The 24,493-nt window shown below is 51.7% G+C and carries 19 protein-coding genes; 18 read left to right on the top strand and 1 reads right to left on the bottom strand.

All coding sequences use genetic code 11. The features are described 5' to 3' along the window. The first annotated feature begins 235 nt into the window (after positions 1-235). On the top strand, positions 236-1,177 hold the full coding sequence (locus tag ACQ9LF_RS05400) for a hypothetical protein (protein WP_462488355.1): 942 nt from the start codon (positions 236-238) through the stop codon (positions 1,175-1,177). Positions 1,178-1,446: 269 nt separating this feature from the next. After that, positions 1,447-4,062, top strand: coding sequence for an alpha-glucan family phosphorylase (gene glgP / locus ACQ9LF_RS05405; RefSeq protein WP_462488356.1), 2,616 nt, complete (start codon positions 1,447-1,449; stop codon positions 4,060-4,062). 54 nt (positions 4,063-4,116) lie between these two features. Here the strand turns inward: glgP and ACQ9LF_RS05410 are convergent, their stop codons facing one another. Continuing rightward, the gene (locus tag ACQ9LF_RS05410; protein ID WP_462488357.1) at positions 4,117-4,557 is read right to left on the bottom strand and encodes a PH domain-containing protein; all 441 of its coding nucleotides are present in this window, start codon (positions 4,555-4,557) and stop codon (positions 4,117-4,119) included. Between the two features lie 162 nt (positions 4,558-4,719). Between ACQ9LF_RS05410 and ACQ9LF_RS05415 the strand changes: the two genes are divergently transcribed. The 16 genes from ACQ9LF_RS05415 (at position 4,720) to ACQ9LF_RS05490 (ending at position 24,451) form a co-directional block, all read left to right on the top strand. Beyond that, entirely contained in the window at positions 4,720-5,673 is a 954-nt protein-coding gene (locus tag ACQ9LF_RS05415; protein WP_462488358.1) for a calcium/sodium antiporter, read from the top strand. A gap of 306 nt (positions 5,674-5,979) precedes the next feature. Next, a complete protein-coding gene (locus ACQ9LF_RS05420) occupies positions 5,980-7,356 on the top strand; it encodes a phosphomannomutase/phosphoglucomutase (protein WP_462488359.1) in 1,377 nt (458 codons plus the stop codon). A gap of 167 nt (positions 7,357-7,523) precedes the next feature. After that, complete coding sequence (locus ACQ9LF_RS05425) at positions 7,524-10,094, top strand: glutaminase domain-containing protein (RefSeq protein WP_462488360.1); 2,571 nt, start codon at positions 7,524-7,526, stop codon at positions 10,092-10,094. Positions 10,095-10,325: 231 nt separating this feature from the next. Next, positions 10,326-11,463, top strand: a protein-coding gene (gene prfB, locus ACQ9LF_RS05430; RefSeq protein ID WP_462488361.1) for a peptide chain release factor 2 whose coding sequence is annotated in 2 segments (ribosomal slippage) — positions 10,326-10,385 and positions 10,387-11,463 — 1,137 coding nt in all. Because the reading frame shifts where the segments join, the coding sequence is not laid out codon by codon here. A 17-nt stretch (positions 11,464-11,480) separates the two neighbouring features. After that, positions 11,481-12,932 (top strand): arylsulfatase, encoded by a 1,452-nt coding sequence (locus ACQ9LF_RS05435; RefSeq protein WP_462488362.1) that lies wholly within the window; start codon positions 11,481-11,483, stop codon positions 12,930-12,932. Then, entirely contained in the window at positions 12,910-14,439 is a 1,530-nt protein-coding gene (locus tag ACQ9LF_RS05440) for a leucyl aminopeptidase (protein WP_462488363.1), read from the top strand. The genes ACQ9LF_RS05435 and ACQ9LF_RS05440 overlap by 23 nt, the downstream gene beginning before the upstream one ends. Positions 14,440-14,645: 206 nt before the next feature. Next, positions 14,646-16,640 carry an NPCBM/NEW2 domain-containing protein gene (locus ACQ9LF_RS05445; RefSeq protein ID WP_462488364.1) on the top strand — a complete coding sequence of 665 codons (1,995 nt, stop codon included), beginning with the start codon at positions 14,646-14,648 and terminating at the stop codon, positions 16,638-16,640. Positions 16,641-16,690: 50 nt separating this feature from the next. Beyond that, positions 16,691-16,843, top strand: a complete 153-nt coding sequence (locus ACQ9LF_RS05450; RefSeq protein WP_462488365.1) for a hypothetical protein — start codon at positions 16,691-16,693, stop codon at positions 16,841-16,843. Positions 16,844-16,845: 2 nt separating this feature from the next. Continuing rightward, complete coding sequence (gene folE, locus ACQ9LF_RS05455) at positions 16,846-17,436, top strand: GTP cyclohydrolase I FolE (RefSeq protein WP_462488366.1); 591 nt, start codon at positions 16,846-16,848, stop codon at positions 17,434-17,436. After that, entirely contained in the window at positions 17,436-18,230 is a 795-nt protein-coding gene (locus ACQ9LF_RS05460; protein ID WP_462488367.1) for a 6-pyruvoyl trahydropterin synthase family protein, read from the top strand. Before folE ends, ACQ9LF_RS05460 begins: the two co-directional genes overlap by 1 nt. A gap of 292 nt (positions 18,231-18,522) precedes the next feature. Beyond that, the gene (locus ACQ9LF_RS05465) at positions 18,523-19,824 is read left to right on the top strand and encodes a UDP-glucose dehydrogenase family protein (protein ID WP_462488368.1); all 1,302 of its coding nucleotides are present in this window, start codon (positions 18,523-18,525) and stop codon (positions 19,822-19,824) included. A 6-nt stretch (positions 19,825-19,830) separates the two neighbouring features. Beyond that, complete coding sequence (locus ACQ9LF_RS05470; protein ID WP_462488369.1) at positions 19,831-20,775, top strand: SDR family NAD(P)-dependent oxidoreductase; 945 nt, start codon at positions 19,831-19,833, stop codon at positions 20,773-20,775. Positions 20,776-20,796: 21 nt separating this feature from the next. Further along, entirely contained in the window at positions 20,797-21,801 is a 1,005-nt protein-coding gene (gene gmd / locus ACQ9LF_RS05475) for a GDP-mannose 4,6-dehydratase (RefSeq protein WP_462488370.1), read from the top strand. Positions 21,802-21,872: 71 nt separating this feature from the next. Beyond that, complete coding sequence (locus tag ACQ9LF_RS05480; protein ID WP_462488371.1) at positions 21,873-22,829, top strand: GDP-L-fucose synthase family protein; 957 nt, start codon at positions 21,873-21,875, stop codon at positions 22,827-22,829. Continuing rightward, complete coding sequence (locus tag ACQ9LF_RS05485; RefSeq protein WP_462488455.1) at positions 22,823-23,791, top strand: Gfo/Idh/MocA family oxidoreductase; 969 nt, start codon at positions 22,823-22,825, stop codon at positions 23,789-23,791. The genes ACQ9LF_RS05480 and ACQ9LF_RS05485 overlap by 7 nt, the downstream gene beginning before the upstream one ends. A gap of 3 nt (positions 23,792-23,794) precedes the next feature. Further along, on the top strand, positions 23,795-24,451 hold the full coding sequence (locus ACQ9LF_RS05490; protein ID WP_462488372.1) for a DapH/DapD/GlmU-related protein: 657 nt from the start codon (positions 23,795-23,797) through the stop codon (positions 24,449-24,451). The last annotated feature ends 42 nt before the right edge of the window (positions 24,452-24,493 follow it).

Here is a 24,493-nt window from a genome sequence, read left to right on the forward strand (position 1 = left end):
CTAATTAGAATAATTTCGTTTTGACAGAATTCTGGAAAATGCCGAATTCTACATAAAGAATGGTATTCAGGCAAGAAGAAAAAAACGGCATTCTAACGGTGTTATTACAAGATACAAAAGGTATACAAACACATAAATGGTAAAAAAGTATGTTTTTTAAGCAATCCGCCGGATTTTGAATCTATCTTGACTTGTTCTTCGGCGTAAAAGATAATAGCATCAGGATAGAGAGATTATGCATAAGCTATTTATCTTACTTTACTGTGTTGTTAGCGGCGGGGGCGTTGTTCCGGGGGCGGGACTGCCGGAGAGTCTCACTGTGACCTCTGGGATCGAGGTTCTTGGGCCCGATTCCATTCTCTGTAAGACTGTTGACGATCCTGTTTTGGGGAATGTCCGCCTGCGTGTTCAAATTCGCGGGATAGAAAGACCTTCCGACCCGAATGTCCAGGACGCGATGATGCACTTTTTGAAAAATACCTTCGATTCGGCAAAATCCGTCCGCCTGGAAAGAATCCATTATGGATATGGTTTTCGATTGACGGCAGATATTCGGATTGAAGAGGTGTTATTGTCGAAATTGATGACGGATCGCGGATGGGGGGTAAAACCGACGATTCCATTGGCGGATACTTCGGCTTTTAGAGACCTGCCGTATCGTCAAACCCGCTCAATTCCTTCTTCAAGTTCTAAGCCCCTATCCCCAACAGGGCAAAAACAGACTATCAAAGTCGGTGAGTTGTTCCAAAAACCGGTGGATTTGCGAGCGATTACCGATCAGACGACATTCTCGGAAGCACTCGATATTTTATGCCGGAGTATCGAGCCTCGCCTGCCGTTGGTGGTTTTATGGAGGGATTTGGAAATCAATACCTATATTCATCAGGATACCCCTGTTGGAATAGGCGGGATGACCGTGATTCCTTTTGGGTACGCCCTGGAGCTGATTCTGCGTTCCGCGGCTGGCAATGGTCCCAAACCTGTTTTGGTGGTTGAAGGAGGGGTTTTGACGTTGGGCAGTGCGGAAATCCTGCAAAAAAGGCCCTATAATAAGATTTATCCGATTCAAGACTTGACCAGTCCGCAAACCGTTGAGCTGGAGTATGGCAGCAGTAGCAATAGCGGTCCCTATGGGAGTACCGGCGTCGGATTTGAGCCAATGGGAACCGGCAGATAAGCTCAATTATCTATGTATTATAGGCAGAAATGCCATGTTTCACAAAGCAGATAAAACACACCCGTGTCTTCCATATCGTGAGTTAGGTCTCAGTTCATGAACAAAGTCTGTGTTTTCGTCCTATAAAACATTGATTATTTACGATTTGTAAATAGAATGCAAATTTAGTCTTAAGATTCACCGTTATAGTACCGATGATGTTTCGTAGATGGGATTGTCGTTGTAGATTGTCCCTGTATATAGAGCATTATGCGTAAAGGGTTTTCGTAATGCAAACGGTTCGAACTTTTACTGTAAAGCCTTCACTGCCGGAGCCACTGAAAGATTTAAAAGTCATTGCCTCGAATCTGTATTGGTCCTGGCATTATGAGATTACAGATATATTTCGTCGTATCGATTATGATTTGTGGAAGCAGTGTGCCCATAACCCGGTCAAGATGCTGGGGATGGTGTCGCAAGCCCGGCTGGAGGATTTAGCCCGTAATGAGGGTTTCCTGTATCAGCTCCAGCAGGCCAAAAAGCAGCTTGATGAAACGCTGAACGCCCCGTCCTGGTATGACAAGATTTATTCCGGCAAGACCCAGAAACCGCTGATTGCCTATTTCAGTGCTGAATTTGGCATTCACGAATCACTGCCGATATATTCGGGCGGCCTTGGGATGCTGGCGGGGGATCACCTCAAGAGTGCTTCGGACCTGGGTGTTCCGCTGGTGGGGGTTGGTCTTTTGTATCAGAAGGGGTATTTCCGTCAATATCTCAATACCGACGGCTGGCAGCAGGAACATTATCTGGACAATGATTTTTATAATATGCCGCTGGAGCAGGTCACCAAGCCCAGCGGTCATCCGCTGACGATCAGTGTGCAGTTTCCGGCCCGGACGGTGGTCTGCAATATCTGGAAGGCCTCGATTGGGCGTGTCGCCTTGTATTTGCTGGACAGCAATGTCCCGGCCAATAGTCCCGCCGATCGGACCATCACGCAGACGCTGTATGGCGGCGACAATGAAATGCGGATCTGCCAGGAAATAATCCTGGGTATCGGGGGCCTGAAGGCACTGTATGCGATGGGGCTGGAACCGACAGTGTGCCATATGAACGAAGGGCATGCTGCGTTTATGGCTCTGGAGCGTGTCCGCAAGATGCGCAGCCTGCATAATATGAGTTTTGACGAAGCGGTAGAAGTCACGCGAGCCAGCAATATTTTCACGGTTCATACGCCGGTGGCCGCAGGCAACGACGAATTTCCAGTGGAACTGATGGATAAATATTTTGGTCATTATTTCAGCAAGCTTGGGATTCACCGCGATCAATTCCTGGCCCTGGGCCGTGTCAAGCCGCAAGATCACCATGAAAGCTTCAAGATGCCGGTGCTGGCCATTCGCATGAGCACCTTCCGTAATGGTGTCAGCCAGCTCCATGGTGAAGTCTCCCGCAAGATTTGGGCGGGGTTGTGGCCGGAGCTGCCGGTGGACCAGGTTCCGATTACTTCGATTACCAACGGTGTGCATGCCCGCACGTGGCTCAGCGGGGAAGTCAATTCCCTGTATGAGCGTTATCTGGGGGCCCGCTGGTCGGATGAGATTGTGGATAAATCCATTTGGCACAATGTGGACCAGATTCCGGATGAAGAATTATGGCGTATTCACCAGCGCTGCAAAGAACGGCTGGTGGGATTTGCGCGGGCCCGACTCAAACGCCAGCTGCAGCGGCGTGGTGCATTCCATACAGAGCTGGGCTGGGCAGAAGAAGTGCTGGATCCAGAAGCCCTGACGATTGGCTTTGCCCGTCGGTTTGCGACCTATAAGCGAGGCAACCTGCTGCTTCGGGAGCCGCATCGGCTGCTGAAGCTGCTGAGCAATACCGAGCAGCCGGTTCAGTTTATCTTTGCCGGCAAGGCGCATCCTCGTGATACCGCGGGCAAGGACATTATCCGGCAGATTGTGCACTTTGCCAGTGAGAATCCGCAGATTCGGCGCAAGCTGATTTTCCTGGAAGACTATGATATGGATATTGCCCGCTATATGGTTCAGGGGGTGGATGTCTGGCTGAATAACCCGCGGCGTCCGATGGAAGCCAGCGGTACCAGCGGGATGAAGGCGGCAATCAACGGCGTGCTGAATATGAGTACGCTGGACGGCTGGTGGTGCGAGGGGTATATTCCTGATGGCGGCTGGATTATTGGGGCCGGTGAGGAATATGACGATCTGAGTTATCAGGACCAGGTGGAATCGCAGGCGATTTATAATATGCTGGAACAGGAAGTTGTTCCGCTGTTCTACTCGCGATCCAAGGATCGTCTGCCGCGTCGCTGGATTCGCCGTATGAAAAACACGATTAAATGGTGCGCTCCACGGTTTAATACCAGCCGCATGGTGGCGGAATATACCCGCAGGTTCTATAATCCTTCTGCGGTCAAGTGGGATGAACTGACGGACAATGCCATGGAACGGGTCAAGGCCCTGTCGCAATGGAAATCTGCGACACGCAATGCCTGGAGTGATTTGCAGTTTGTCGATGTACAGGTTCAAACCAACAAGGACGAATCATTTACAAGCTGGAATGGCCATAAGCCGGAACTGATGGTTGGTGGTGAACTGAAGATTTTGTCCCAGGTTCGCCTGGGTCGGCTCAAACCGACCGATATTTCGGTGCAGATTTATCATGGTCAGGTGGATTCGTCCGGCAGGATAGAAGGTGGGCATATCACGGATATGAAGTACGTCGAGAATTCCCTGAATCCCGATGGCGTGGCGACATTCGTCGGCGAACTGCCATGCCGCGTGTCAGGGCAGCAGGGTTTCAGTCTGCGAATCGTCCCCAACCATCCGGATCTTGCCGAACCGTATGAATCAGGGATGATTTTGTGGGAAAACACCAGCCGGTAATCGCGACGTTTCGAATGATTTTCAAGGCTCCGATATTTGCATCGGAGCCTTTTTTTATGGGGAGCTTGAATGTCGGCGTTCCAGCAGCATCGCCCGCGTCTGGTCGGGATTGATCAGGCCGTAGAGATATCCTTCGGCCATCTGCTGACCGGTGCCGGCGGTCTGGATATCGAGTCTCCACAGACCCAGCATCCGCAGCAGGGGGCCCTGAGTCAATACCAGGTCCGTAATGCGTTCGAGGGGGATTGCCTTTCGCTTCAGGAAAATGACACCCTGTTCGATATGCAGGGTGCTGCCTTCGAGGCGATACTGCAGGGCCTGGGCCTGTTTGCGTGCCAGCCAGGGGCCGACCGTAAAACAGTAGAGAATACCCAGAATAATCCCGAAGCCGAACAAACATAATCCAAGAAACAAAGCAGCAACACAGGCCGACCAGTAGAAATATTTTTGGATAGCATCCCGTTGAATTTCGAAATGTACGGTTGAATGATCCATGGCTCCACCTTTCGGATAAACAATCCTAATTATGCAAATTATACCGGAGGGGTAAAGTGGATTCAATCCTTTTTGGTTTTCGTTGCTTTTTTTGGTGGTTGGGATAGAATGCGTTATTCCGAATTAATAAAACAGAAGATTTTGAAAACGAGATAACAACCTATGCTGGGTATTATCCTATTTGCGATTGGATTGGTCTTTGTGGTCAAAGGGGCAGACTGGCTGGTGGATGGGGCGTGCAGCCTGGCACGCCGGCTGGGTGTGTCGGACCTGGCGATCGGGCTGACCGTGGTGGCGTTTGGGACCAGCCTGCCGGAACTGACGGTCAGTTTGTTTGCGGCGGTTCAAGGGCAGCCTGCTGTGGCGTTTGGCAATGTGACCGGCAGCAACATCTGTAATATTTTACTTATTCTGGGGATGGCCTCCTTGTTTTGTCCGCTTGGGGTACAGAAGAACACTACCTGGAAAGAAATCCCATTTAGTTTTCTGGCAGGGGGGCTGCTGCTAGTGATGGCCAGCGACCGATGGCTGGATGGGGCATCGCAGAATATCCTCTCCCGGACGGATGGTTTTGGTCTGCTGGCGTTGTTTGCCATCTTTCTGGCCTATATTGCCGGGATGGCCAAAGACTTGCCTGAGGTTGCCCAGCAGAGTGAGCATATCATTCATTCGGCGGGAAAGTCGCTGTTGCTGGTTGCGGCGGGTCTTGGGTTTTTAATTGCCGGCGGCAAGCTGGTGGTGCTGGGGGCCGTGCAGGTGGCCACGGCGATGGGATTGAGCGAAAGCTTTGTCGCTGTCACGCTGGTGGCGGTGGGAACGAGCCTGCCGGAGCTGGCCACATCGGTGGTGGCGGCGTATAAGAAAAAAGCTGATATTGCCATCGGCAATGTGGTTGGTTCCAATATTTTCAACGTGTTCCTGATTCTGGGTGTCACTTCGGTGATAAGGCAGATTCCCGTGCCGGGCGATTTGAGATTGAGCCTGTATGTTGGCGTGCTGGCTGTTGTGCTGCTGTTGATATTTTTGCTGATTGGCCAGCGTCATATTCTCCAGCGGTGGCAGGGGCTGGTTCTGCTGGCGGTCTATGTTATTTACCTAATGGCTCAGCCCAGATAGAGTGTAATCAGCGGCATCCTTATCGGATTTTTGAGGTCGTGAATAGAGGGAGACTTTGCCGAAAACTGGTGTCTTCTGGTTCAAGTATTGTGCCGTTGAGAACAAAAACTCGAGGGTTGTTTTGTTGACAACAAGGGCATATGGGTTTATGATGCGCGTCTGAAAACAGAGTCCCAAAACGAGCGTTCCAATGCTGATGGACAGCGTTGCCGTGAAGTGGGGACTCCGGCTTAAAAAATAAAACAGCAACAAAACAGCTTATTCAGGATTAAGAGAATATAGAAACCTAAGTTATGGAGCGGGACCATGGACCCTTCAATCTTCAAAGCGTATGACATTCGAGGAACGTATCCGGACCAGCTTGATGAACAGGCGGCATGGAAAATTGGTCACGCGACGGCCCAGTTTCTGCGGTCGCTGCTGCGGGGGTATGACCGGGGGATGGCCAATGCCCAGAGCCTGTGTGTTGGGCGTGATATGCGGACACATAGCCTGTCACTGCGGAATGCCTTGATCGAAGGGATGAATGCGGCCGGGGCGAATGTGATTGATATTGGTGTGATTGATACGCCGCAAATGTATTTTGCAATCAATCATCTCGGGACCTGCGGCGGGGTCCAGATTACCGCCAGCCATAACGCTGCCCGCTACAATGGGTTTAAGATCGCTGGCCAGCAGGCCAAACCCATCGGCGCCGATACTGGCCTGAAGGATATCAAGCATATTGCCACCGCGCTGCTGCATACGCTGGGCAAACCCACCGGCTCGGTAGAGCATTGCGACTTGACGCCGGAATATAAAAAGCATGTGCTGAAATTTATTGAGCCGGGTCTGAGGAAACTCAAGATGGTGATCGATGCCAGTAACGGCATGGCGGGCAAGATGGTGCCGGCCATTTTCGGAGATTTGCCGATTGAGATTATTCCCCTTAATTTCGAACATAATGGTATTTTCAAACATGACCCCAATCCGCTGGTGGAGGCTAATCAGGCCGAGGCCAAAGCTCTGGTCAAATCCAAGGGGGCTGATTTCGGTGCCTGTTTTGACGGCGATGCAGACCGCCTGATGCTGATTGATGAAAAAGGCAATACGATTCCCTGTGATATTATGACGGCGCTGATGGTGCCGTATTTTCTCAAGAAGAATCCGGGTTCTGCGGTAGTGTATGATTTGCGGAGCAGCCTGGTGGTACAGGAAGAAATTCTCAAAAACGGCGGCACACCGCGCCGTGAACGAGTGGGGCATGCGTTTATGAAAAAGACGCTGCGTGACAGCCATGCCTGCTTTGGGGGCGAACTGAGCGGTCATTTTTATTATCGCGACAATTACTTTGCCGATTCGGGCATGATCACGCTGGTACACATGCTTAATATCATCAGCCAGAGCGGCAAGCCGCTCAGCGAGATGATTGCTCCGCTCAAACGGTACTACAGCAGTGGTGAAGTGAATTTCCATGTGGATAATAAAGACGCGATGATGAAGGAACTGGCTCGCAAATACAGCCAGGGTCAGGTTGATGATCTGGATGGCGTGACAGTGCAGTTTAAGGACTGGTGGTTTAATGTCCGTCCCAGCAATACTGAACCGCTGCTGCGTTTGAATGTGGAAGCCAAGAATGCCGACTTGCTCAAGGATAAACTCGATGAATTGAAGGGCATGCTGGGCGAGCCGGTAGATCATTAAAATAAACGAAAAAAGAGAAATTATTAAAAGGCAAGTTAAGAGCTTGCCTTTTTTGTTGTTACTATGGTAATGGGTTTTTGTCGCAAGGTCGAGGGGTAAGTCGCCGGGATTGGGCCTTGTGGAGAGAAAGAAATAGGCGGCAAGTTAAAATGAGAAAGGAATAAATTATGACAGGAAATCTACGGATTTTGGTTTTGTTAATGCTGCTGCTTGCTGCAGGTGTGTGCGTCGCTCAAACGCAAACGTCTGTGTCACGTTATCCGGCATATCCTCTGATTTCGTGTGATCCATACTTCAGCGTCTGGTCGCCGGCGGACAAGCTGACTGATACATCGACTTGTCACTGGACGGGCAAACGTCAGGCGTTGACCAGTATGGCTCGGATTGACGGCAAAACCTATCGTTTGATGGGGGATGAGCCGGCTGATGTTCCTGCGATGCGGCAGATTGATGTTCAGGTCTTGCCAACTCGGACAATTTACAGCTTTAATCAGGACAATGTGTCAGTCGAGCTGATGTTTATTCAGCCTGCTCTGCCGGATGACATTACCTGGATGAGCAGTCCTGTCGTGGCAATCGTGTGGGCGTTCAAGTCATTGAACGGTGCTACGCATGATGTGCAAGTGTATTTTGAAGGAACGGCAGAATTGGCCGTCAATGAGCCTTCGCAGCAGGTGGAGTTTTTTGCCGAGCAGATGGGGCCGCTTTCGGTGCTGCGTACCGGCACGACCGAACAGCGTGTTCTGGGTCGCAAGGGGGATGACGTGCGGATCGACTGGGGTTATTTCTATATCGCCGGCGACCAGAGCGGCATCAAACAGGCCGTGATTACCGATGCCAAACAGGGACGTCAGGCCTTTTGTCAGGGGTTGGAATTGCCTGCTGCTGCGACATCGGCCGTCAGTGTGGATCAGGCGCCGGTGATGGCGATGGTATCTTTACCGATGAAGGTCAGCAATGCCGGTGAGTTTACAGCGTATGTGGCGTATGATGATATTTACAGCATTGTGTACTTTGGACAGAAGCTGCGTCCGTTCTGGAAGCGAAACGGGGCTACGATTGCGGATCTGCTGCAGACGACGCATAAGGAATTGTCTTCTCTGAGTCGCCGTTGTGAGGCGTTTGATAAGGAATTGATGCGTGATCTGACGGCTGCCGGCGGCCCGAAATATGCTTTGGTAGCCGCGCTGGCGTATCGTCAGTGTGTTGGTGCCAATAAAATTGCCGCTGACAAAAATGGAATGCCGCTGGTATTCCCCAAGGAAAATCACAGTAATGGCTGTATTGCGACTGTCGATGTGTTCTATCCGATGGCACCGCAGTTTCTGCTGCTGAATCCGACGCTGGCCAAAGGCGCGTTTATTCCGATTCTGGATTATGCGATGTCGGACCGCTGGAAATTCCCGTTTGCTCCGCATGATTTGGGTACCTATCCGTTTGCAACCGGGCAGGTGTATGGCGGCGGCGAAACCGGCGAAGAGAACCAGATGCCTGTGGAAGAAAGCGGCAATATGCTGCTGCTGGTTGCGGCAACCTGCCAGGCCGAAGGCAATGCTGATTTTGCAGCCAAATACTGGCCGGTGCTGACCAAGTGGGCCCAGTATCTGGAAAGCAAGGGTCTGGATCCGGAAAATCAGCTTTGTACGGATGACTTTGCCGGACATTTGGCGCACAATGTCAATCTGTCAGCCAAAGCGATTCTGGGGCTTGCCGCTTACGGCAAGATGGCCGACATGCTTGGACATAAAGACCAAGCGAGTAAATATATGACGATGGCCCGCCAATTTGCACAGCAGTGGATGGAAATGGCCGATGACGGCGATCATTATCGTCTTGCATTTGATAAGGCCGGTACCTGGAGCCAGAAATATAATATTGTCTGGGACCGTCTGCTGGATATGAAGATTTTCCCGCCATCGGTGGTCAAAAAGGAAATAGAGTATTACAAGACCGTTCAGAAGAAATACGGTTTGCCGCTGGACAACCGCAGCAATTATACCAAGCTGGACTGGATTGTCTGGACGGCGACCATGGCGGGCAATCGTGAAGATTTTATAGCCCTGACGGATCCGATCTATCTGTTTTTGAATGATACACCCGACCGGTCGCCGATGACCGACTGGTATTGGACACACAATGCCAAAAAGGTCGGCTTTACGGCCCGACCGGTGGTGGGCGGCGTTTTCATCAAGATGATGGATGATGCGGCATTGTGGAAGAAATGGGTGAACAAGGCTCAGACTCTGACGGATTCGTGGGCGGCACTTCCCAAGCCTCCGAAAGTGACGGAGATTGTTCCGACGTCGGAAAAGCAGGCTTTCGAATGGTTCTATACCTTTGAGAAACCCGCTGACAACTGGACGGCCAAAGATTTCCGCCCGGACACCTGGAAGAGCGGCCCGGCCGGTTTCGGTACCCGGGGGACTCCCAGTGCGGTTGTGCGCACTGAATGGAGAACTCCGGATATCTGGATTTGGCGTGAGTTCGAACTGCCGCAGGGGGCGATGAAGAATCCACATCTGAAGATTCATCACGACGAAGATGCCCAGGTGTATATCAATGGTCAATTAGCCTTCAAGCTCAGTGGCTATACCTCCTCGTATGATTATATCGAGATTCCGGCCGCAACATTAGCCCTGCTCAAACCGGGCAAGAATGTGGTTGCCATTCATTGCCATCAGACCGGCGGCGGGCAATATATCGATATGGGGATTTGCGAGGTTGAAATTGTAGAGTAAATAAATGATATGGATAGTCTGAATCGTGCCCGAAATCGCGTTCAGACTGCATTGAGGACATTAAGATGGAATCTGCTGTTGCAGGTTCCATCTTTTTTTGTCTTTGTCTAATTTTGGCTCTGGAAAGAGGATGTGGCTGCAGTATTCTGCAAAAGTCTTGCAAACCTGACTGTGTCGGGGTATAAAATTGCATAGTATATGGTATGAAAGAGATTTAAATCGTTTGGAACTATGGAAAAATCAGAACTGCGTCAATGGATCGAAACCCTGTCGGCCCGGATAAACCACATTCGGGACTGGCTTTGACATACCCGCCAAAATAGCACAACGTCAGGCGTGCGACCAGAAAATGGCTCAGCCGGGCTTTTGGGACAATCCGGATACGGCCAAATCGGTTGTAACTCAAATTAGCTCACTTAAGTCTGTTATAGAGCCGGTGTTAGCTGCTGAACGAAGTATTCAGGATATTTCTGACCTGTTTGAGCTTGCATCCGAGGAAGAGGATGTCGAAATGCTTGCGGCAGTCGAAAAAGACCTGAAAACGCTTGATCAGGAGTGCGAAAAGATCGAAATCTCAGGAATGCTCAATGGCCCCGATGATATGCGCAGCTGTTTTTTCAGTATTCATGCCGGTGCGGGCGGGACTGAAAGCTGTGACTGGGCGAGCATGTTGCTGCGGATGTACACTCGCTATTTTGAGCGGCATGGTTATACCTATGAGGAAATGGATATTACCGAAGGGGAAGAAGCCGGGATTCGCTCGATTACACTGCGTGTGGCGGGTCCGTTTGCATTTGGCAAGTTATCCTGTGAGGCGGGTGTTCATCGACTGGTGCGAATCAGTCCGTTCGATGCCAATGCTCGGCGGCATACCAGTTTTGCGGCGGTCGATGTCATTCCTGAGTATGAGGATGATATCGAAATCGAAATCAAGGATGAAGATCTTCGGGTGGATACCTATCGGGCCAGCGGTGCGGGAGGTCAGCATGTCAACAAGACCAGTTCGGCGATTCGGCTGACGCACCTGCCGACGGGCATTGTCGTGCAGTGCCAAAATGACCGCAGTCAGCATAAAAACCGCGCGGAAGCCATGAAAATGCTTAAAGGCAAGCTGTACATGATTGAGCAGCAAAAGCGGGATGCGGAGCTGGCCAAACTCTACAGCAATAAAGGCCAGATAGCCTGGGGAAACCAGATTCGCAGTTATGTCCTGCAGCCCTATCAACTCATCAAGGACCATCGAACCGACTATCAAACCGGCCAGGTGGATGCGGTGCTCGACGGTGAGATCGAAGATTTTATCGAGAGTTATTTGCGTTATCGTGCCGAGAAAAAACACAAACAGCAGGAGACGGTAAAGGCAAAGTAATGGACAGGTCTCGCAGAATGTTTTTGCAGTCGGCAGGGCTGCTGGCAGTCGGATCCCTTTTGTCGGGCTGTACGGTGTCGGAACTTAAACGTTCTGACAGGCTATCGAAGCCGAATGTCATTTATATTCTGGCCGATGATCTGGGATATGGCGACTTAAGCTGTTATGGTCAAAAGCACTTTGCCACTCCGAACCTGGATCGTTTGGCGCAGGAGGGGATGCGATTTACCCAGCATTATGCCGGCAGTACCGTTTGTGCCCCCAGTCGATGCTGTTTGATGACAGGGCTGCATACCGGCCATGCTCAGATTCGCGGCAATATAGGTGTTGAGCCGGAGGGACAGTATCCACTGGCAGAAGGAACCTATACGCTGCCGCGGATGTTTAAGGATGCCGGGTATGTGACAGGGGCATTTGGTAAATGGGGATTGGGGGCTACCGGCAACAGCGGCGATCCGAACCGCCAGGGATTTGATGTATTCTTTGGTTATAAATGCCAGAGTCAGGCGCATTATTATTATCCGAAGTATTTGTGGCGCAATGCCCAGAAAGTTGAGCTGCCGGACAACGACCCCAAGACACAGCAGGGAGTCTATTCGCACGACCTGATTATGAGTGAGGCCCTGAAATTCATTCAGGATAATAAAGACAAGCCGTTTTTTGTGTATCTGACGGCAACGATTCCCCATGCGGAATTAGCCGTACCGGAACAAGATTTGTCCGTATTCAGGGGAAAATATCCTGAAAAGCCATTCCCGGGTAATCACTATGGAGCTCAGCCGACGCCCCATGCGGCATATGCGGCAATGGTCACCAAGCTGGATGCCGGTGTGGGTCGGGTTATGGATACACTCAGGGAACTGGGGCTGGACCGCACGACGCTGGTGATGTTTTCCAGTGATAACGGGCCGCACAAAGAAGGCGGCGGCGATCCGGACTTTTTTGACAGCAATGGCCCGCTGAGAGGCTGCAAACGCGATGTGTATGAAGGCGGGATTCGCGTCCCGCTGATTACCCGCTGGTCCGGAACGATTGCGGCAGGGACGGTGACTGAACATATCAGTGCCTTCTGGGATATCCTGCCGACCTGTGCAGAGCTTGTGGGGGCTGATGTGCCGGATTGCGATGGCGTGTCGTTTGTCCCGACGCTGCTGGGGCGAACGGATGCTCAGAAACAGCATGATTATTTGTATTGGGAATTTCATGAACAGGGCGGCAAGCAGGCAGTACGAAAGGGGCGATGGAAAGCGGTACGCCTGGAGGTGATGAAAAACCCCGAGGCGCCGATTGAACTGTATGATTTAACGGCGGATATTGCCGAACAGCAGAATCTTGCCGCGGTTTACCCGGACATTGCGGCACAAATGAAAGCGATCTGTCTTGCGGCTCATGAGCCGAATAAGCAGTTTCCATTTTTTAACCATGAAACCACAGCAGGGAAACACAATGAAACCGATAGTACCCATTGAAGTGAAAGCCGTTTGTGCAGAAATAACAGCAATCAAGACTGACCTCCTGGCGCTGGGGGTCTGTGAAGGCAAATTGTCTGCCCCGGCTGAACAGGTGGACAAAAAGCTCAACGGGGCGATTGCGGCCCTGGTTAAGCTGGGAGATTTTAAAGGGAAGTCCGGCACCACCGGCCTGATTTATGCACACCCTGACATGGGTGCCGCCAGAGTACTGCTGGTGGGACTGGGCAAGCCCGACAAGGCGGATGCAGATGTGCTGCGTAAAGCCGCGGCGACAGTCTCGGCCAAGGCCCTCGAATTGAAGGCTCAGACTGTGGATGTGTGTCTGCATCAGGCGGTACCGACGGCGGATTCAGCAGCAGCGGTGCAGGCCATTACTGAAGGCCTTTATTTTGGTTCCTATCGCTACAGCGAGTATCTCCGTTCGGATCAGGAAGATAATCAAAAGCCTGTGTCCATCAAGGCGTTTATCGCGGATGCTTCCAAGGCATTTGTCTCCACCGCTGCTGACGCGGTTGCTGCAGGGGCCATCTACGGCAGTGCACAGAATTATGCCAGGACCCTGGCCAATCGTCCCGGCAACGTCATTTCTCCGCAGACACTGGCCGAGGAAGCCAAAACCATGGCTCGTCAGTATAAATTGCGATGTACAGTGCTGGATGAAAAGGCGCTTGCGGCCAAGAAAATGGGCGGTATCCTGGCTGTTGGGCAGGGATCTGCCAATAAGCCTCGGCTGATTATTCTGGAGTACAAGCCTGCCAAAGCTGCCAAACAGATCCCCGTCATTGGCCTGGTTGGCAAAGCGATTACCTTTGACTCCGGTGGTATCAGCCTCAAACCTGGGGAGGGGATGCATGATATGAAGTACGATAAATCCGGTGGTATCGCGGTGCTTGGGGCCATGCAGGCGATTGCCCGACTCAAGCCCAAAGCTCGTGTGCTGGGGTTGATTCCGGCAGCGGAAAATATGCCCAGCGGCTTTGCATATCGGCCTGGTGATATCGTGACGACCTACAGCGGCAAGACCGTGGAAATTCAGAATACCGACGCCGAAGGGCGGATGATTTTGTGCGATGCGATTACCTATGCAGAGCAGCTTGGCTGCAGGACGATTGTGGATATTGCAACATTGACCGGGGCCTGTGTGGTTGCCCTTGGACAAAAACGAGCCGGGGTGATGGGCAATGATGAAACGCTGGTCGAACAGATCAAGGCTGCGTCGCGTCAAACCGGAGAACGCGTCTGGCATTTGCCCTGTGATGATGAGTATGTGGAATTGATGAAAAGCAAGATTGCCGATTTAAAGAATACCGGGGGACGCTGGGCAGGGGCCTGTACGGCTGCAGCATTTTTAAGCCAGTTTGTCAAAGAGGCCAAATGGGCCCATGTCGATATGGCCGGCGTAGGCGTCTGGGGAGCAGATGAAGGTGCCGCCCCGGGTTCGATTGGATTTGGTGTCAGACTGTTGTCGTCGTTTGTAATGAATCAGTGTACTCAACGCGTATAATTCGACGGCCAGGGGCCGTTTTATCCCGCGCGGCATCACGGGGTTTCATAGCCCGACGCAGCCGCGGGGATAATCCTGTTACGGGACGCTGGCGGCTGGAAGTGATTTCGCCGCGACGAACCGGGACATTTCAAGCCCCAGCGGCAGTCAATCATGATGGGAATGTAGGGAATCAATAAGAAATAAAGATAAGAAATGGAGAAAAGATGAGAACTGCAATCGTGTCAGCGATGGTGTTGGTGGTATCCTGCGGATGGGTACTGGCGGCAGATAATGCTGCTTCTTCAGAGCTTCAGCGGATATGGCTGGATGAGCTGGATTTGAGCAAGGCGATAATCGGCTGGGGCCAGATTCAAAAAAATAAATCGGTTGACGGCAAGCCGCTGACAATCGCCGGCAAATCCTTTACTCGCGGGGTGGGAACCCATGCGGATTCGCGGCTGGATGTGAAACTCGGCGGTATCGGGGAGCAGTTTGAGGCCTGGGTCGGAATCGATGATGAAGTGACCGGCTCGGATCAGGGCAAGGCCGCAGCCAGTGTGGAGTTTCTGGTTTTTGGGGATGGCAGGCTGCTGTGGCGCAGCGAGGTCATGCGGGCGGGCAACCCGGCGAAGGAAGTCAAAGTGGACATCAAGGGAGTCGATATCCTTCGGCTTCAGGTCTCCGGCGGCAATGACATCAACTACGATCATGCCGACTGGGCCCAGGCGCAGATTGCGTATCGCCTGACGGCTCCTCATACCATCGATGTGGTTATGCCGGCTCCGTATATTTTGACCCCCAAGGCCGGACCGGCTCCGCGGATTACCGGGCCGAAAATATTTGGTGTTCGCCCGGGGAATCCATTCCTCTTTACGGTCACTGCTACGGGGGAGCGGCCGATGAAGTTTGCGGTGCGAGGTCTGCCGGAGGGGTTAATCCTCAATTCAGACAATGGCCAGATACGCGGCACCGTCAAAAATGCCGGGGAATATAAGACCACCGTGGTTGCCGAGAACAAGCACGGTAAGGTGGAACGGGAATTCAAGATTGTTGTCGGCGATACCATCAGCCTGACACCGCCCATGGGCTGGAACAGCTGGAACTGCTGGGCCTGTGCGGTGGATGATGAAAAAGTCCGTGCCAGCGCCAAGGCGATGGTTGACAGCGGCCTGCTCAATCATGGCTGGACGTATATCAATATCGACGACTGCTGGATGCGTCAGGAAGGGTCTAAGGACCCGGTGATTGGCGAACCGGTCCGGGATAAGGACGGTTATCTGCTCAGCAATGGCAAATTCCCCGATATGAAGGCACTGACCGATTATATCCATTCTCTGGGATTGAAGGCCGGGATTTATATCTCACCCGGACCGAATACCTGTGCCGGCTATGTTGGCAGTTGGGAACATGAGCAAAAAGATGCCGAGCGGTTTGCTGAATGGGGATTTGATTATCTCAAGTATGACTGGTGCGGTTATTCACGAATCGCTCCCAATCCCAATCTGGATGACTTAAAGAAACCTTATGCCGTGATGCGGGATTGCCTCAAAAACACCGGACGCGATATTGTCTATAGCCTTTGTCAGTATGGTATGGGTGATGTATGGAAGTGGGGTGCCGAGGTGGGCGGCAATTGCTGGCGTACGACCGGCGATATTACCGACAGTTGGGGCAGTATGGCGGGTATCGGTTTCAAACAGGCCGAGTTGTATCCGTATGCCGGTCCCGGCCGATGGAACGACCCGGATATGCTGGTCGTCGGCAAGGTTGGCTGGGGACCAAATCTGCACCCGGCCCGTTTGACACCTGATGAGCAATATACCCATATCAGCCTGTGGTGTCTGTTGTCGGCGCCGTTGCTGATTGGATGTCCGATTGAACAGATGGATGAGTTTACCTACAGCCTTCTGACCAATGATGAGGTGCTGGATGTCAACCAGGACCCGCTTGGCCAGCAAGCCCGGCGTATCGCCCAGGCCAACGACATTGAAGTCTGGTCCAAAGCGATGGAAGACGGTTCCCGTGCCGTGGGATTATTCAATATGAATGAATTCGAAGCCAGAAAGGGAACAGTCAACTGGAAAGATATTGCCTTTGCCGGCCAGTGCCAGGTGCGTGATCTGTGGCGGCAGAAAGACCTGGGTATGTTTGAAAATGAATTCACGGCGGATGTACCGCCTCACGGCGTCGTGCTGGTTCGGATTATTCCGGCGAAATAATCCGGGGCAGACAGGCATTTGAAAGCAAGTTTCAATAGAAAGGAAATCGAGTGAAGCGAATCATTATTGCTGGATGTGCGGCCATTGTTATGCTGCTGGCCGGATGCAAATGCGGATGTTTGACGGGAACGACCGCGGCCCAGATGTCCTCGCACGTCAGTCCTGCAGATGCGGATGCATTCAGCCAGAGCAGCAAAGGATAATCATGGACCAAAGTATCAGTAAACCGGTGGATTTGCAGCGGATTGAAAAGGCCGTTCTTGAGATTTTAGAAGCGGTGGGAGAAAATCCGCAGAGGGAAGGCCTGCGTGATACCCCCAAACGGGTAGCCCGGATGTATGCCGAGCTGCTCGATGGAATGCGTCGTGACCCTTCCGAGCATTTGGGCAGTGTCTTTCATGAAAAGTATGATGAAATCGTACTGCTTCGGGACATTCCGTTTTACAGCATCTGTGAACATCACCTGATGCCGTTTATCGGTAAAGCCCATGTGGCATATCTGCCCGATGGCCAGGTGCTGGGCGTCAGCAAGCTGGCACGAATTGTTGATATGTTTGCCCGACGACTGCAATTGCAGGAGCGGCTGACCGACCAGATTGCCGATTTTCTGATGAAGAATCTCAGGCCCAAGGGGGTAACGGTGGTACTGGAGGCCAGTCACAGCTGCATGACCATTCGCGGGATCAAAAAACCGGGTGCTGTGATGGTAACCAGTGCTCTGCGTGGCATCTTCAAAAGCGACCCCCGAAGCCGTTCCGAAGTGATGACGCTGCTTCATGGCAACGAAAGAATGTAATGCATAGACTGGCCCGGCAAATTCGATTTCAGATAGATCCGTTCGGACGCAATGAATATCCCGGATGGAATTCGTATGCGGCCAGGCCCCTTACCGAGGGACTTGGCTTGTATCTGGCGCTGTGGGTTCATCTGAAATCCAGATTGAATCCGCAGACGGGGTTTGTGGTCAATGTATCGCAAATTGACGCGGCAGTGCGTCAGGAGGTCATACCCTGTTTTCAGCGGCAGTGTGCCGAATGGTTCTGTCGGCAGTATAATCCGCCGATGGAGGCCCTGTATGAACTACTCAGGGAAGCCAAAGAGCGTCTTGACCCGGTATTCAGGAAATGCTGCCTCTGGAAGCTGGAACTGGAGCTGAATCCCTTCCGCCGGATGGCAATTCAATGGGAGACAGGTGAGATGGTGATTTATACGGAAAAATTTGAATTTGCGGCCATGCACAAATTATGGAACGATAAATTCGACCTGAAGACCAATTTCGAATTATTTGGCAAATGTGCCAATCCCGCAGGACACGGCCATAATTATATACTCGAAGTATCGGTTAATCCACCGGCCGGTAAATCCGGCTGGCTGGAAGGGTTTGAACAGAAAGTACGGAAATACTTTATAGATATAGTGGACCATAAAAACCTGAATGTGGACGTTCCCGCTTTTTCCCGTATCAATCCAACGGTAGAAAACCTCTCCAAGCTGGCCTGGAAGAATCTCAAAACCAAACTTAAACCCTGTACCCTGATCGAGGTCATCGTCTGGGAAAACGACCGGACTTATTGTCGATATAGTGAGTAGCTAATCTGGCAGGTCCGATAAGAGCCTTTTTTGTGATTGACAAAAAACGAACTATTTTGACAATAAGAACTTAATTCAAGGCGGTTAAATATCCGATATTTATGATAGCCTTTCTTCAATCAAAGATACAGGATATGTAACGTACGGATTGACGAAGGGCTTGCAAGACATCATAACTCTCTTGTTTGTAAGCCTTTGAGGTAAATCTGTTGTCTTTTTTATGACAACCGACAGGCACGGAGTGTAAGTTTTTACAAAACGGAACTAAAATCAAACAGCAGAGGCCTAAGCTATGAAAGTGACTGTGGTTGGAGTGGGGTACGTAGGACTGGTTGCTGCCGCTTGTCTGGCAGATGGGGGCAACCATGTCATCTGTGTCGATACCGACGAAAAAAAGATTGATGGACTCAGGAATGGAATAATCCCCATCTATGAACCGGGGTTGGCAGAGATTGTCACCCGCAACCAAAAGTCTGGCCGCCTGACTTTTACAACCAGTCTGAAAGAGGGTGTGGATAAGTCGCTGCTGATTTTTCTGGGGGTTGGTACTCCCAGTGCTGCCGATGGCTCAGCCGATATCTCCGCGGTATTGAATGCAGCCGGGCAGATTGCAGAACTCATGACCAGCTATAAAATCATTGTGACCAAAAGCACTGTTCCTGTCGGAACGCATAAAATTGTGAGTCAATGGATTCAATCTAAAACCGAAATCCCGTTCGATTATGTCAGTAATCCGGAGTTTCTTAAGGAAGGTTCCGCAGTTGAAGATTTTATGAAGCCCGATCGTGTCATTATTGGCACGACCAATCCTGCCGTTATGGAAATCATGCGGGAATTGTATAACCCGTTTATGCGGAAAAGCAGTCGAATCCTGTTTATGGATCCGGCCAGTGCGGAGATGGCCAAGTATGCTGCCAATACCATGCTGGCCACGCGTATTTCCTTTATGAATGAACTGTCGATGCTGTGTGAAAAAGTGGGTGCCGATATTGAACAGGTTCGGGCCGGTATGGGCAGCGATTCACGCATAGGCAACGCCTTTTTATTTGCCGGCGTGGGTTATGGCGGCAGCTGTTTTCCCAAGGACGTTCGGGCGTTAATTTATATGGGCAAACAGGCGGGAGTGCCGATGTCCATTGCGCAGTCCGTACAACAAGTGAATCTGGATCAGCAGGCTCGGTTTGCTGACCAGATTATCGATTACTTCAAAGGTCAGTCCAACATTCAGCTTGGAGTCTGGGGGCTGGCATTCAAAGCTCGTACGGATGATATTCGTGAATCGCCGGCGTTGTTCTGCATCGAGAAATTCCTCAAAGCCGGGATTAAGGTTCTGGCTTTCGATCCGGAAGCAATGGTCCCGACCCGTCAAAAGTATGGTCATGCAATCGGTCTGGTGGACAATAGTTACGATGTGCTGGATGGATCTGCGGCCCTGGTGATTTTTACGGACTGGCAGGAATTCCGCACTCCGGACTTCGAGCAGATTGCCAAGCGGCTGCGGAATCCCGTTGTCTTCGATGGTCGCAATCTCTATACCCCGGCGTTTGTCAAACGGTTTGGCATCGAATATCACTGCATTGGTCGTCCCTGCTAAGATTATATGAAAGAAATTCTGGTTACGGGTGCAGCAGGATTCATCGGATCGCATTTATGTGAGCGACTTGTCGGAGAGGGTTTGACTGTGGTGGGGCTGGATAATTTCGACCCTTTTTATGACATTACAGTCAAACAGCGGAATCTTGCCGGACTGGTTGAGTCGCCGCGATTCCGACTGGTTGAGGGCGACATCCGAGACCGCAAGCAGGTGGATGCTGTATTACACTCTGGTAGGTTTGATGCCATTGTGCATCTGGCGGCTAAGGCGGGGGTCCGGCCTTCTATAGCTGATCCAGCTGGCTATGTTGATACCAACGTCAATGGTACGGTGGTCATGCTGGAGGCGGCCCGTGCGGCAGGAGTCAAGAAATTTATTTTTGCCTCCAGTTCCAGTGTCTATGGCAATAATCCCAAGACACCGTTTTCCGAGACGGATAATGTGGATTTTCCGATTTCTCCGTATGCGGCGACGAAAAAGGCCGGGGAGCTGATTTGTTATACCTACAGCCATTTGTACCAGATGGACATGACTTGTCTGCGATTCTTTACGGTTTATGGACCACGTCAGCGGCCCGACCTGGCTATTCATAAATTTGCCCGTCTGATTGAGCAGGGCAAGCCTGTTCCGATGTATGGGGATGGTTCCATGGAACGCGATTTTACTTTTATTGATGACATTATTAATGGCGTGGTCGCAGCCATCGAACGGTGCAAAGGTTATCATATCTATAATCTGGGTGAGTCAAGGCCTGTGCGTCTGGATACCCTGATTGCGGAGATTGAAAAAGCCCTTGGCAAGAAAGCCATAATAGACATATTGCCTGAGCAGCCCGGCGATGTCAAGCGGACCTTTGCCGATGTGGACAGGGCTGTTCGGGAACTGGGCTATTGCCCGAAAACCCATTTGGCCGATGGGTTGAAGGCGTTTGCAGCCTGGCTCAGACAATAATCAAGCGATAGACATTACGATATGAAAAAAGCATTAATTACCGGCATTACGGGTCAGGATGGGTCGTATCTGACGGAACTGCTGCTGGCCAAAGGTTATGAGGTGTATGGGATTATCCGGCGGGCATCGACGTTCAATACCGACCGAATCGATCATCTCTATCTGGATCCGCACCATCAGCCTAAACTCAAGCTGATCTATGGCGACCTGACCGACGGCGGCAACCTGTCCACGATCTTAAATGACATCCAGCCCGATGAAGTCTATAATCTCGGCGCCCAGAGTCATGTCCGGGTCAGTTTTGACCAGCCGATCTATACAGCCAACGTCGATGCGTTGGGTACGCTGCGTCTGCTGGAAGCCCTGCGGATGATGAAGACTCCGCCGCGGTTTTATCAGGCCTCCAGTTCCGAGATGTATGGCAAGGTGGTCGAGACCCCGCAGACGGAGACCACCCCGTTTTATCCCCGCAGTCCTTATGCCTGTGCCAAGGTGTACAGCTACTGGCAGACGGTCAATTACCGTGAGGCCTATAACCTGTTTGCCTGCAATGGGATATTATTCAATCACGAATCGCCCCGCCGTGGCGAGACCTTTGTGACCCGCAAAATAACCCGTGCCGCCACCCGCATCAAAGAAGGCCTTCAGGACAAGCTCTATCTGGGTAATCTGGACGCCAAACGCGACTGGGGTTTTGCCGGCGATTATGTGGAGGCGATGTGGCTGATGCTCCAGCAGCCCCACCCAGATGATTATGTCGTGGCCACCGGCCAGACGTATTCAGTCCGGCAGTTTCTCGATGAGGTCTTTGGGTATCTGAATCTGGATTGGCACCAGTACGTGGCGATTGATCCCAAGTATTTTCGTCCGACCGAGGTGGATTTGCTGCTGGGCAACCCTGCCAAAGCGAAAAAAGTGTTAAACTGGCAGCCGAAGGTGAGTTTCAAAGAGCTGGCCAGAATGATGACCGAATCCGACTGGCAGCTGGCCAGAAAAGAACGTCTGCTCAAAGAGCACGGACAATAGACCAAAAAGATTACATGGGAAGTGTTCAAGGTTTTACTCTGAACAAACAACGACACACTCATCACTAAACAATGCTTGATTTAACCCAACAACGTATTGTCATAACCGGCGGGGCAGGATTTCTGGGCAAACACCTTCAGCAGTGTCTGCTAACAAGGGGTGTTCGCCAGGAACAGATGTTTATCCCGCTGATTGAAGATTATGACCTGACTAAAGAAGCCGACTGTATCCGGATGTATGAGCAGATGCGGCCGGACGTGGTGATTCACCTGGCCGCGGAGGTGGGGGGGATTGGGGCCAACCGTGAGAATCCCGGTCGTTTTTTCTATGCGAATATGGCGATGGGCTTACACCTGATTGAACAGGCCCGTATCCGCAAATTGACCAAGTTTGTCCAGGTCGGCACCATCTGTGCCTATCCGAAATTCACGCCGGTACCATTTAAGGAACAGGACCTCTGGAATGGTTACCCCGAAGAAACCAATGCCCCCTATGGTATCGCCAAAAAAGCCCTGCTGGTGATGTTACAAGGCTATCGTCAGCAGTACGGCCTCAACGGCATTTATCTCCTGCCGGTCAATCTGTACGGCCCGGGGGATAATTTCCACCCGGCCAGCTCGCATGTCATCCCGGCCCTGATTAAAAAGTGCGTGGATGCCATCGAAACCGGCAAAGACCAGATCGAGTGTTGGGGTACAGGCTCAGCCAGCCGGGAGTTTATCTATGCCCCGGATGCAGCAGAGGGGATTGTGCTGGCGACCGAAAAATATGACAAAGACGAGCCGGTCAATATCGGGGCAGGTTTTGAGATCACGATAAAACAGCTCGTGGAAAAGATTGCCCGCTTGACCGGTTTTACAGGGAAGATTGTCTGGGATCCGAGCAAACCCGATGGTCAGCCTCGCCGGTGCCTGGACACCAGCCGGGCATGGAAAGAATTCGGTTTTAAAGCCAGAACCGATTTTGACCAAGGCCTCAAGGCTACCATTGAGTGGTATCGGGCCAATAAAGAGAGGTTGAAATTATAGACACATCGGCAAAAACCTTTGCCCTCATTGGTGCCTGTGGTTATATTGCTCCGCGGCACTTGAAGGCTATTCGCGACACCGGCAATGTGCTGGTTGCGGCGCTGGACCCCAGTGATTCGGCGGGGATTCTGGATCAGTATTTCCCCGAGGCTCACTTTTTCACGGAGTTTGAACGCTTTGACCGGCATCTGGAAAAATTGCGTCGCAAGGGTCATCGTGTGGATTATGTCAGCATTTGCTCCCCCAATTACCTGCATGATGCTCACGTGCGATTTGCCATGCGGATCGGCGCTGACGCCATCTGCGAAAAACCGCTGGTGATCAACCCCTGGAATGCCGAGGCCCTCGGTGAAATCGAGGCTGAGACCGGCCGGCGAATCAACACGATTTTACAGCTCCGCCTGCATCCGGCAATCGCCCAATTAAAAGAGGTGGTTGCCCATGCTCCCGCAGATAAAATGTTTGATGTGGATTTGACCTATATCACTTCCCGCGGCAGATGGTACCTGTCGTCATGGAAAGGAGATGTCAGCAAGTCCGGCGGCATTGCCACCAATATCGGCATTCATTTTTTCGATATGCTCATCTGGATATTTGGTCCTGTTCAGGAGAATCGCGTTTATCTGTATGAAGCGACAAAAGCATCCGGTTCCCTGACCTTGCAGAAGGCCCGAGTGCGCTGGTTTCTGTCGATTGACCGAGCTGATTTGCCCGTGGACCCCCAGCCTGGAAAACCGGCGACGTATCGCTCCATTACGATTGACGGCAAAGAAATGGAATTTTCCGAAGGCTTTACCGACCTGCATACAGAGAGCTATCGCCGGATTCTCGCCGGTGAGGGCTTTCGGTGGCAGGAAGTCCTGCCTTCGATTCAAACCGTGTATGATATTCGCAACGCAAAAATATTATCGCCCGGCCAGGACGCTCATCCGATGGCCATTCGCAGCGGAGTGACCGTATAACCGATGAGTGATTATTTTGCCCACCCGACCGCCTGTATTGATCAGCCCTGCACGATTGGGGCCGGCACAAAAATCTGGCATTTTTGCCATGTCTGTGCGGGGGCAACGCTGGGCCGTAATTGCACGCTCGGACAAAATGTCTTTATTGCCGCGGGAGCAGTGATTGGGGACAATGTCAAGATTCAGAATAACGTCTCGGTTTACGACGGGGTTCTGTGCGAGCAGGATGTGTTTTTGGGTCCCAGCTGTGTTCTGACCAATGTTGCCAATCCCCGTTCGCAGGTCTGCCGCCGGGGGGTGTATGAAAAAACAATACTTCGTCGCGGTGCAACCCTCGGGGCCAACGCGACTGTGATTTGCGGCATTACGATTGGCCGGTATGCATTTATTGCTGCTGGCGCCGTGGTTACCCGGGATGTGCCAGATTATGCTCTGATTATGGGGGTTCCGGGCCGGCAGACCGGCTGGATGAGCCGCCACGGGGTTTGTTTATCAAAACCCGATCCGGATGGGATTCTGAGATGTCCGGAAAGCGGCTGGCGATACCGATGCGACGAATCGGGTATTCTGCGTTGCCTGGATTGGGATGAAGAAAAACCGCTGCCTCCTGACCAAGCGGTCGGAACAGTGATGTATAAACAATTAAAAAGGCGAAGTTGAGAATTCGAAATGAGCGGATAATATATCTGAATTCTATGTTCG

Origin of the sequence: Anaeroglomus insulsum, assembly GCF_050689095.1 — a bacterium.
Classification (GTDB): domain Bacteria; phylum Planctomycetota; class Phycisphaerae; order Sedimentisphaerales; family Anaerohalosphaeraceae; genus Anaeroglomus; species Anaeroglomus insulsum.

Coding starts and splice junctions, on each gene's coding strand:
- ACQ9LF_RS05470 (WP_462488369.1), top strand. CDS start 19,831: ATGAAAGAAATTCTGGTTACGGGTGCAGCAGGATTCATCGGATCGCAT.
- ACQ9LF_RS05410 (WP_462488357.1), bottom strand. CDS start 4,557: ATGGATCATTCAACCGTACATTTCGAAATTCAACGGGATGCTATCCAA.
- ACQ9LF_RS05465 (WP_462488368.1), top strand. CDS start 18,523: ATGAAAGTGACTGTGGTTGGAGTGGGGTACGTAGGACTGGTTGCTGCC.
- ACQ9LF_RS05435 (WP_462488362.1), top strand. CDS start 11,481: ATGTTTTTGCAGTCGGCAGGGCTGCTGGCAGTCGGATCCCTTTTGTCG.
- glgP (WP_462488356.1), top strand. CDS start 1,447: ATGCAAACGGTTCGAACTTTTACTGTAAAGCCTTCACTGCCGGAGCCA.
- ACQ9LF_RS05490 (WP_462488372.1), top strand. CDS start 23,795: ATGAGTGATTATTTTGCCCACCCGACCGCCTGTATTGATCAGCCCTGC.
- ACQ9LF_RS05400 (WP_462488355.1), top strand. CDS start 236: ATGCATAAGCTATTTATCTTACTTTACTGTGTTGTTAGCGGCGGGGGC.
- ACQ9LF_RS05445 (WP_462488364.1), top strand. CDS start 14,646: ATGAGAACTGCAATCGTGTCAGCGATGGTGTTGGTGGTATCCTGCGGA.
- folE (WP_462488366.1), top strand. CDS start 16,846: ATGGACCAAAGTATCAGTAAACCGGTGGATTTGCAGCGGATTGAAAAG.
- ACQ9LF_RS05440 (WP_462488363.1), top strand. CDS start 12,910: ATGAAACCGATAGTACCCATTGAAGTGAAAGCCGTTTGTGCAGAAATA.
- ACQ9LF_RS05460 (WP_462488367.1), top strand. CDS start 17,436: ATGCATAGACTGGCCCGGCAAATTCGATTTCAGATAGATCCGTTCGGA.
- ACQ9LF_RS05420 (WP_462488359.1), top strand. CDS start 5,980: ATGGACCCTTCAATCTTCAAAGCGTATGACATTCGAGGAACGTATCCG.
- ACQ9LF_RS05480 (WP_462488371.1), top strand. CDS start 21,873: ATGCTTGATTTAACCCAACAACGTATTGTCATAACCGGCGGGGCAGGA.
- gmd (WP_462488370.1), top strand. CDS start 20,797: ATGAAAAAAGCATTAATTACCGGCATTACGGGTCAGGATGGGTCGTAT.
- ACQ9LF_RS05425 (WP_462488360.1), top strand. CDS start 7,524: ATGACAGGAAATCTACGGATTTTGGTTTTGTTAATGCTGCTGCTTGCT.
- ACQ9LF_RS05415 (WP_462488358.1), top strand. CDS start 4,720: ATGCTGGGTATTATCCTATTTGCGATTGGATTGGTCTTTGTGGTCAAA.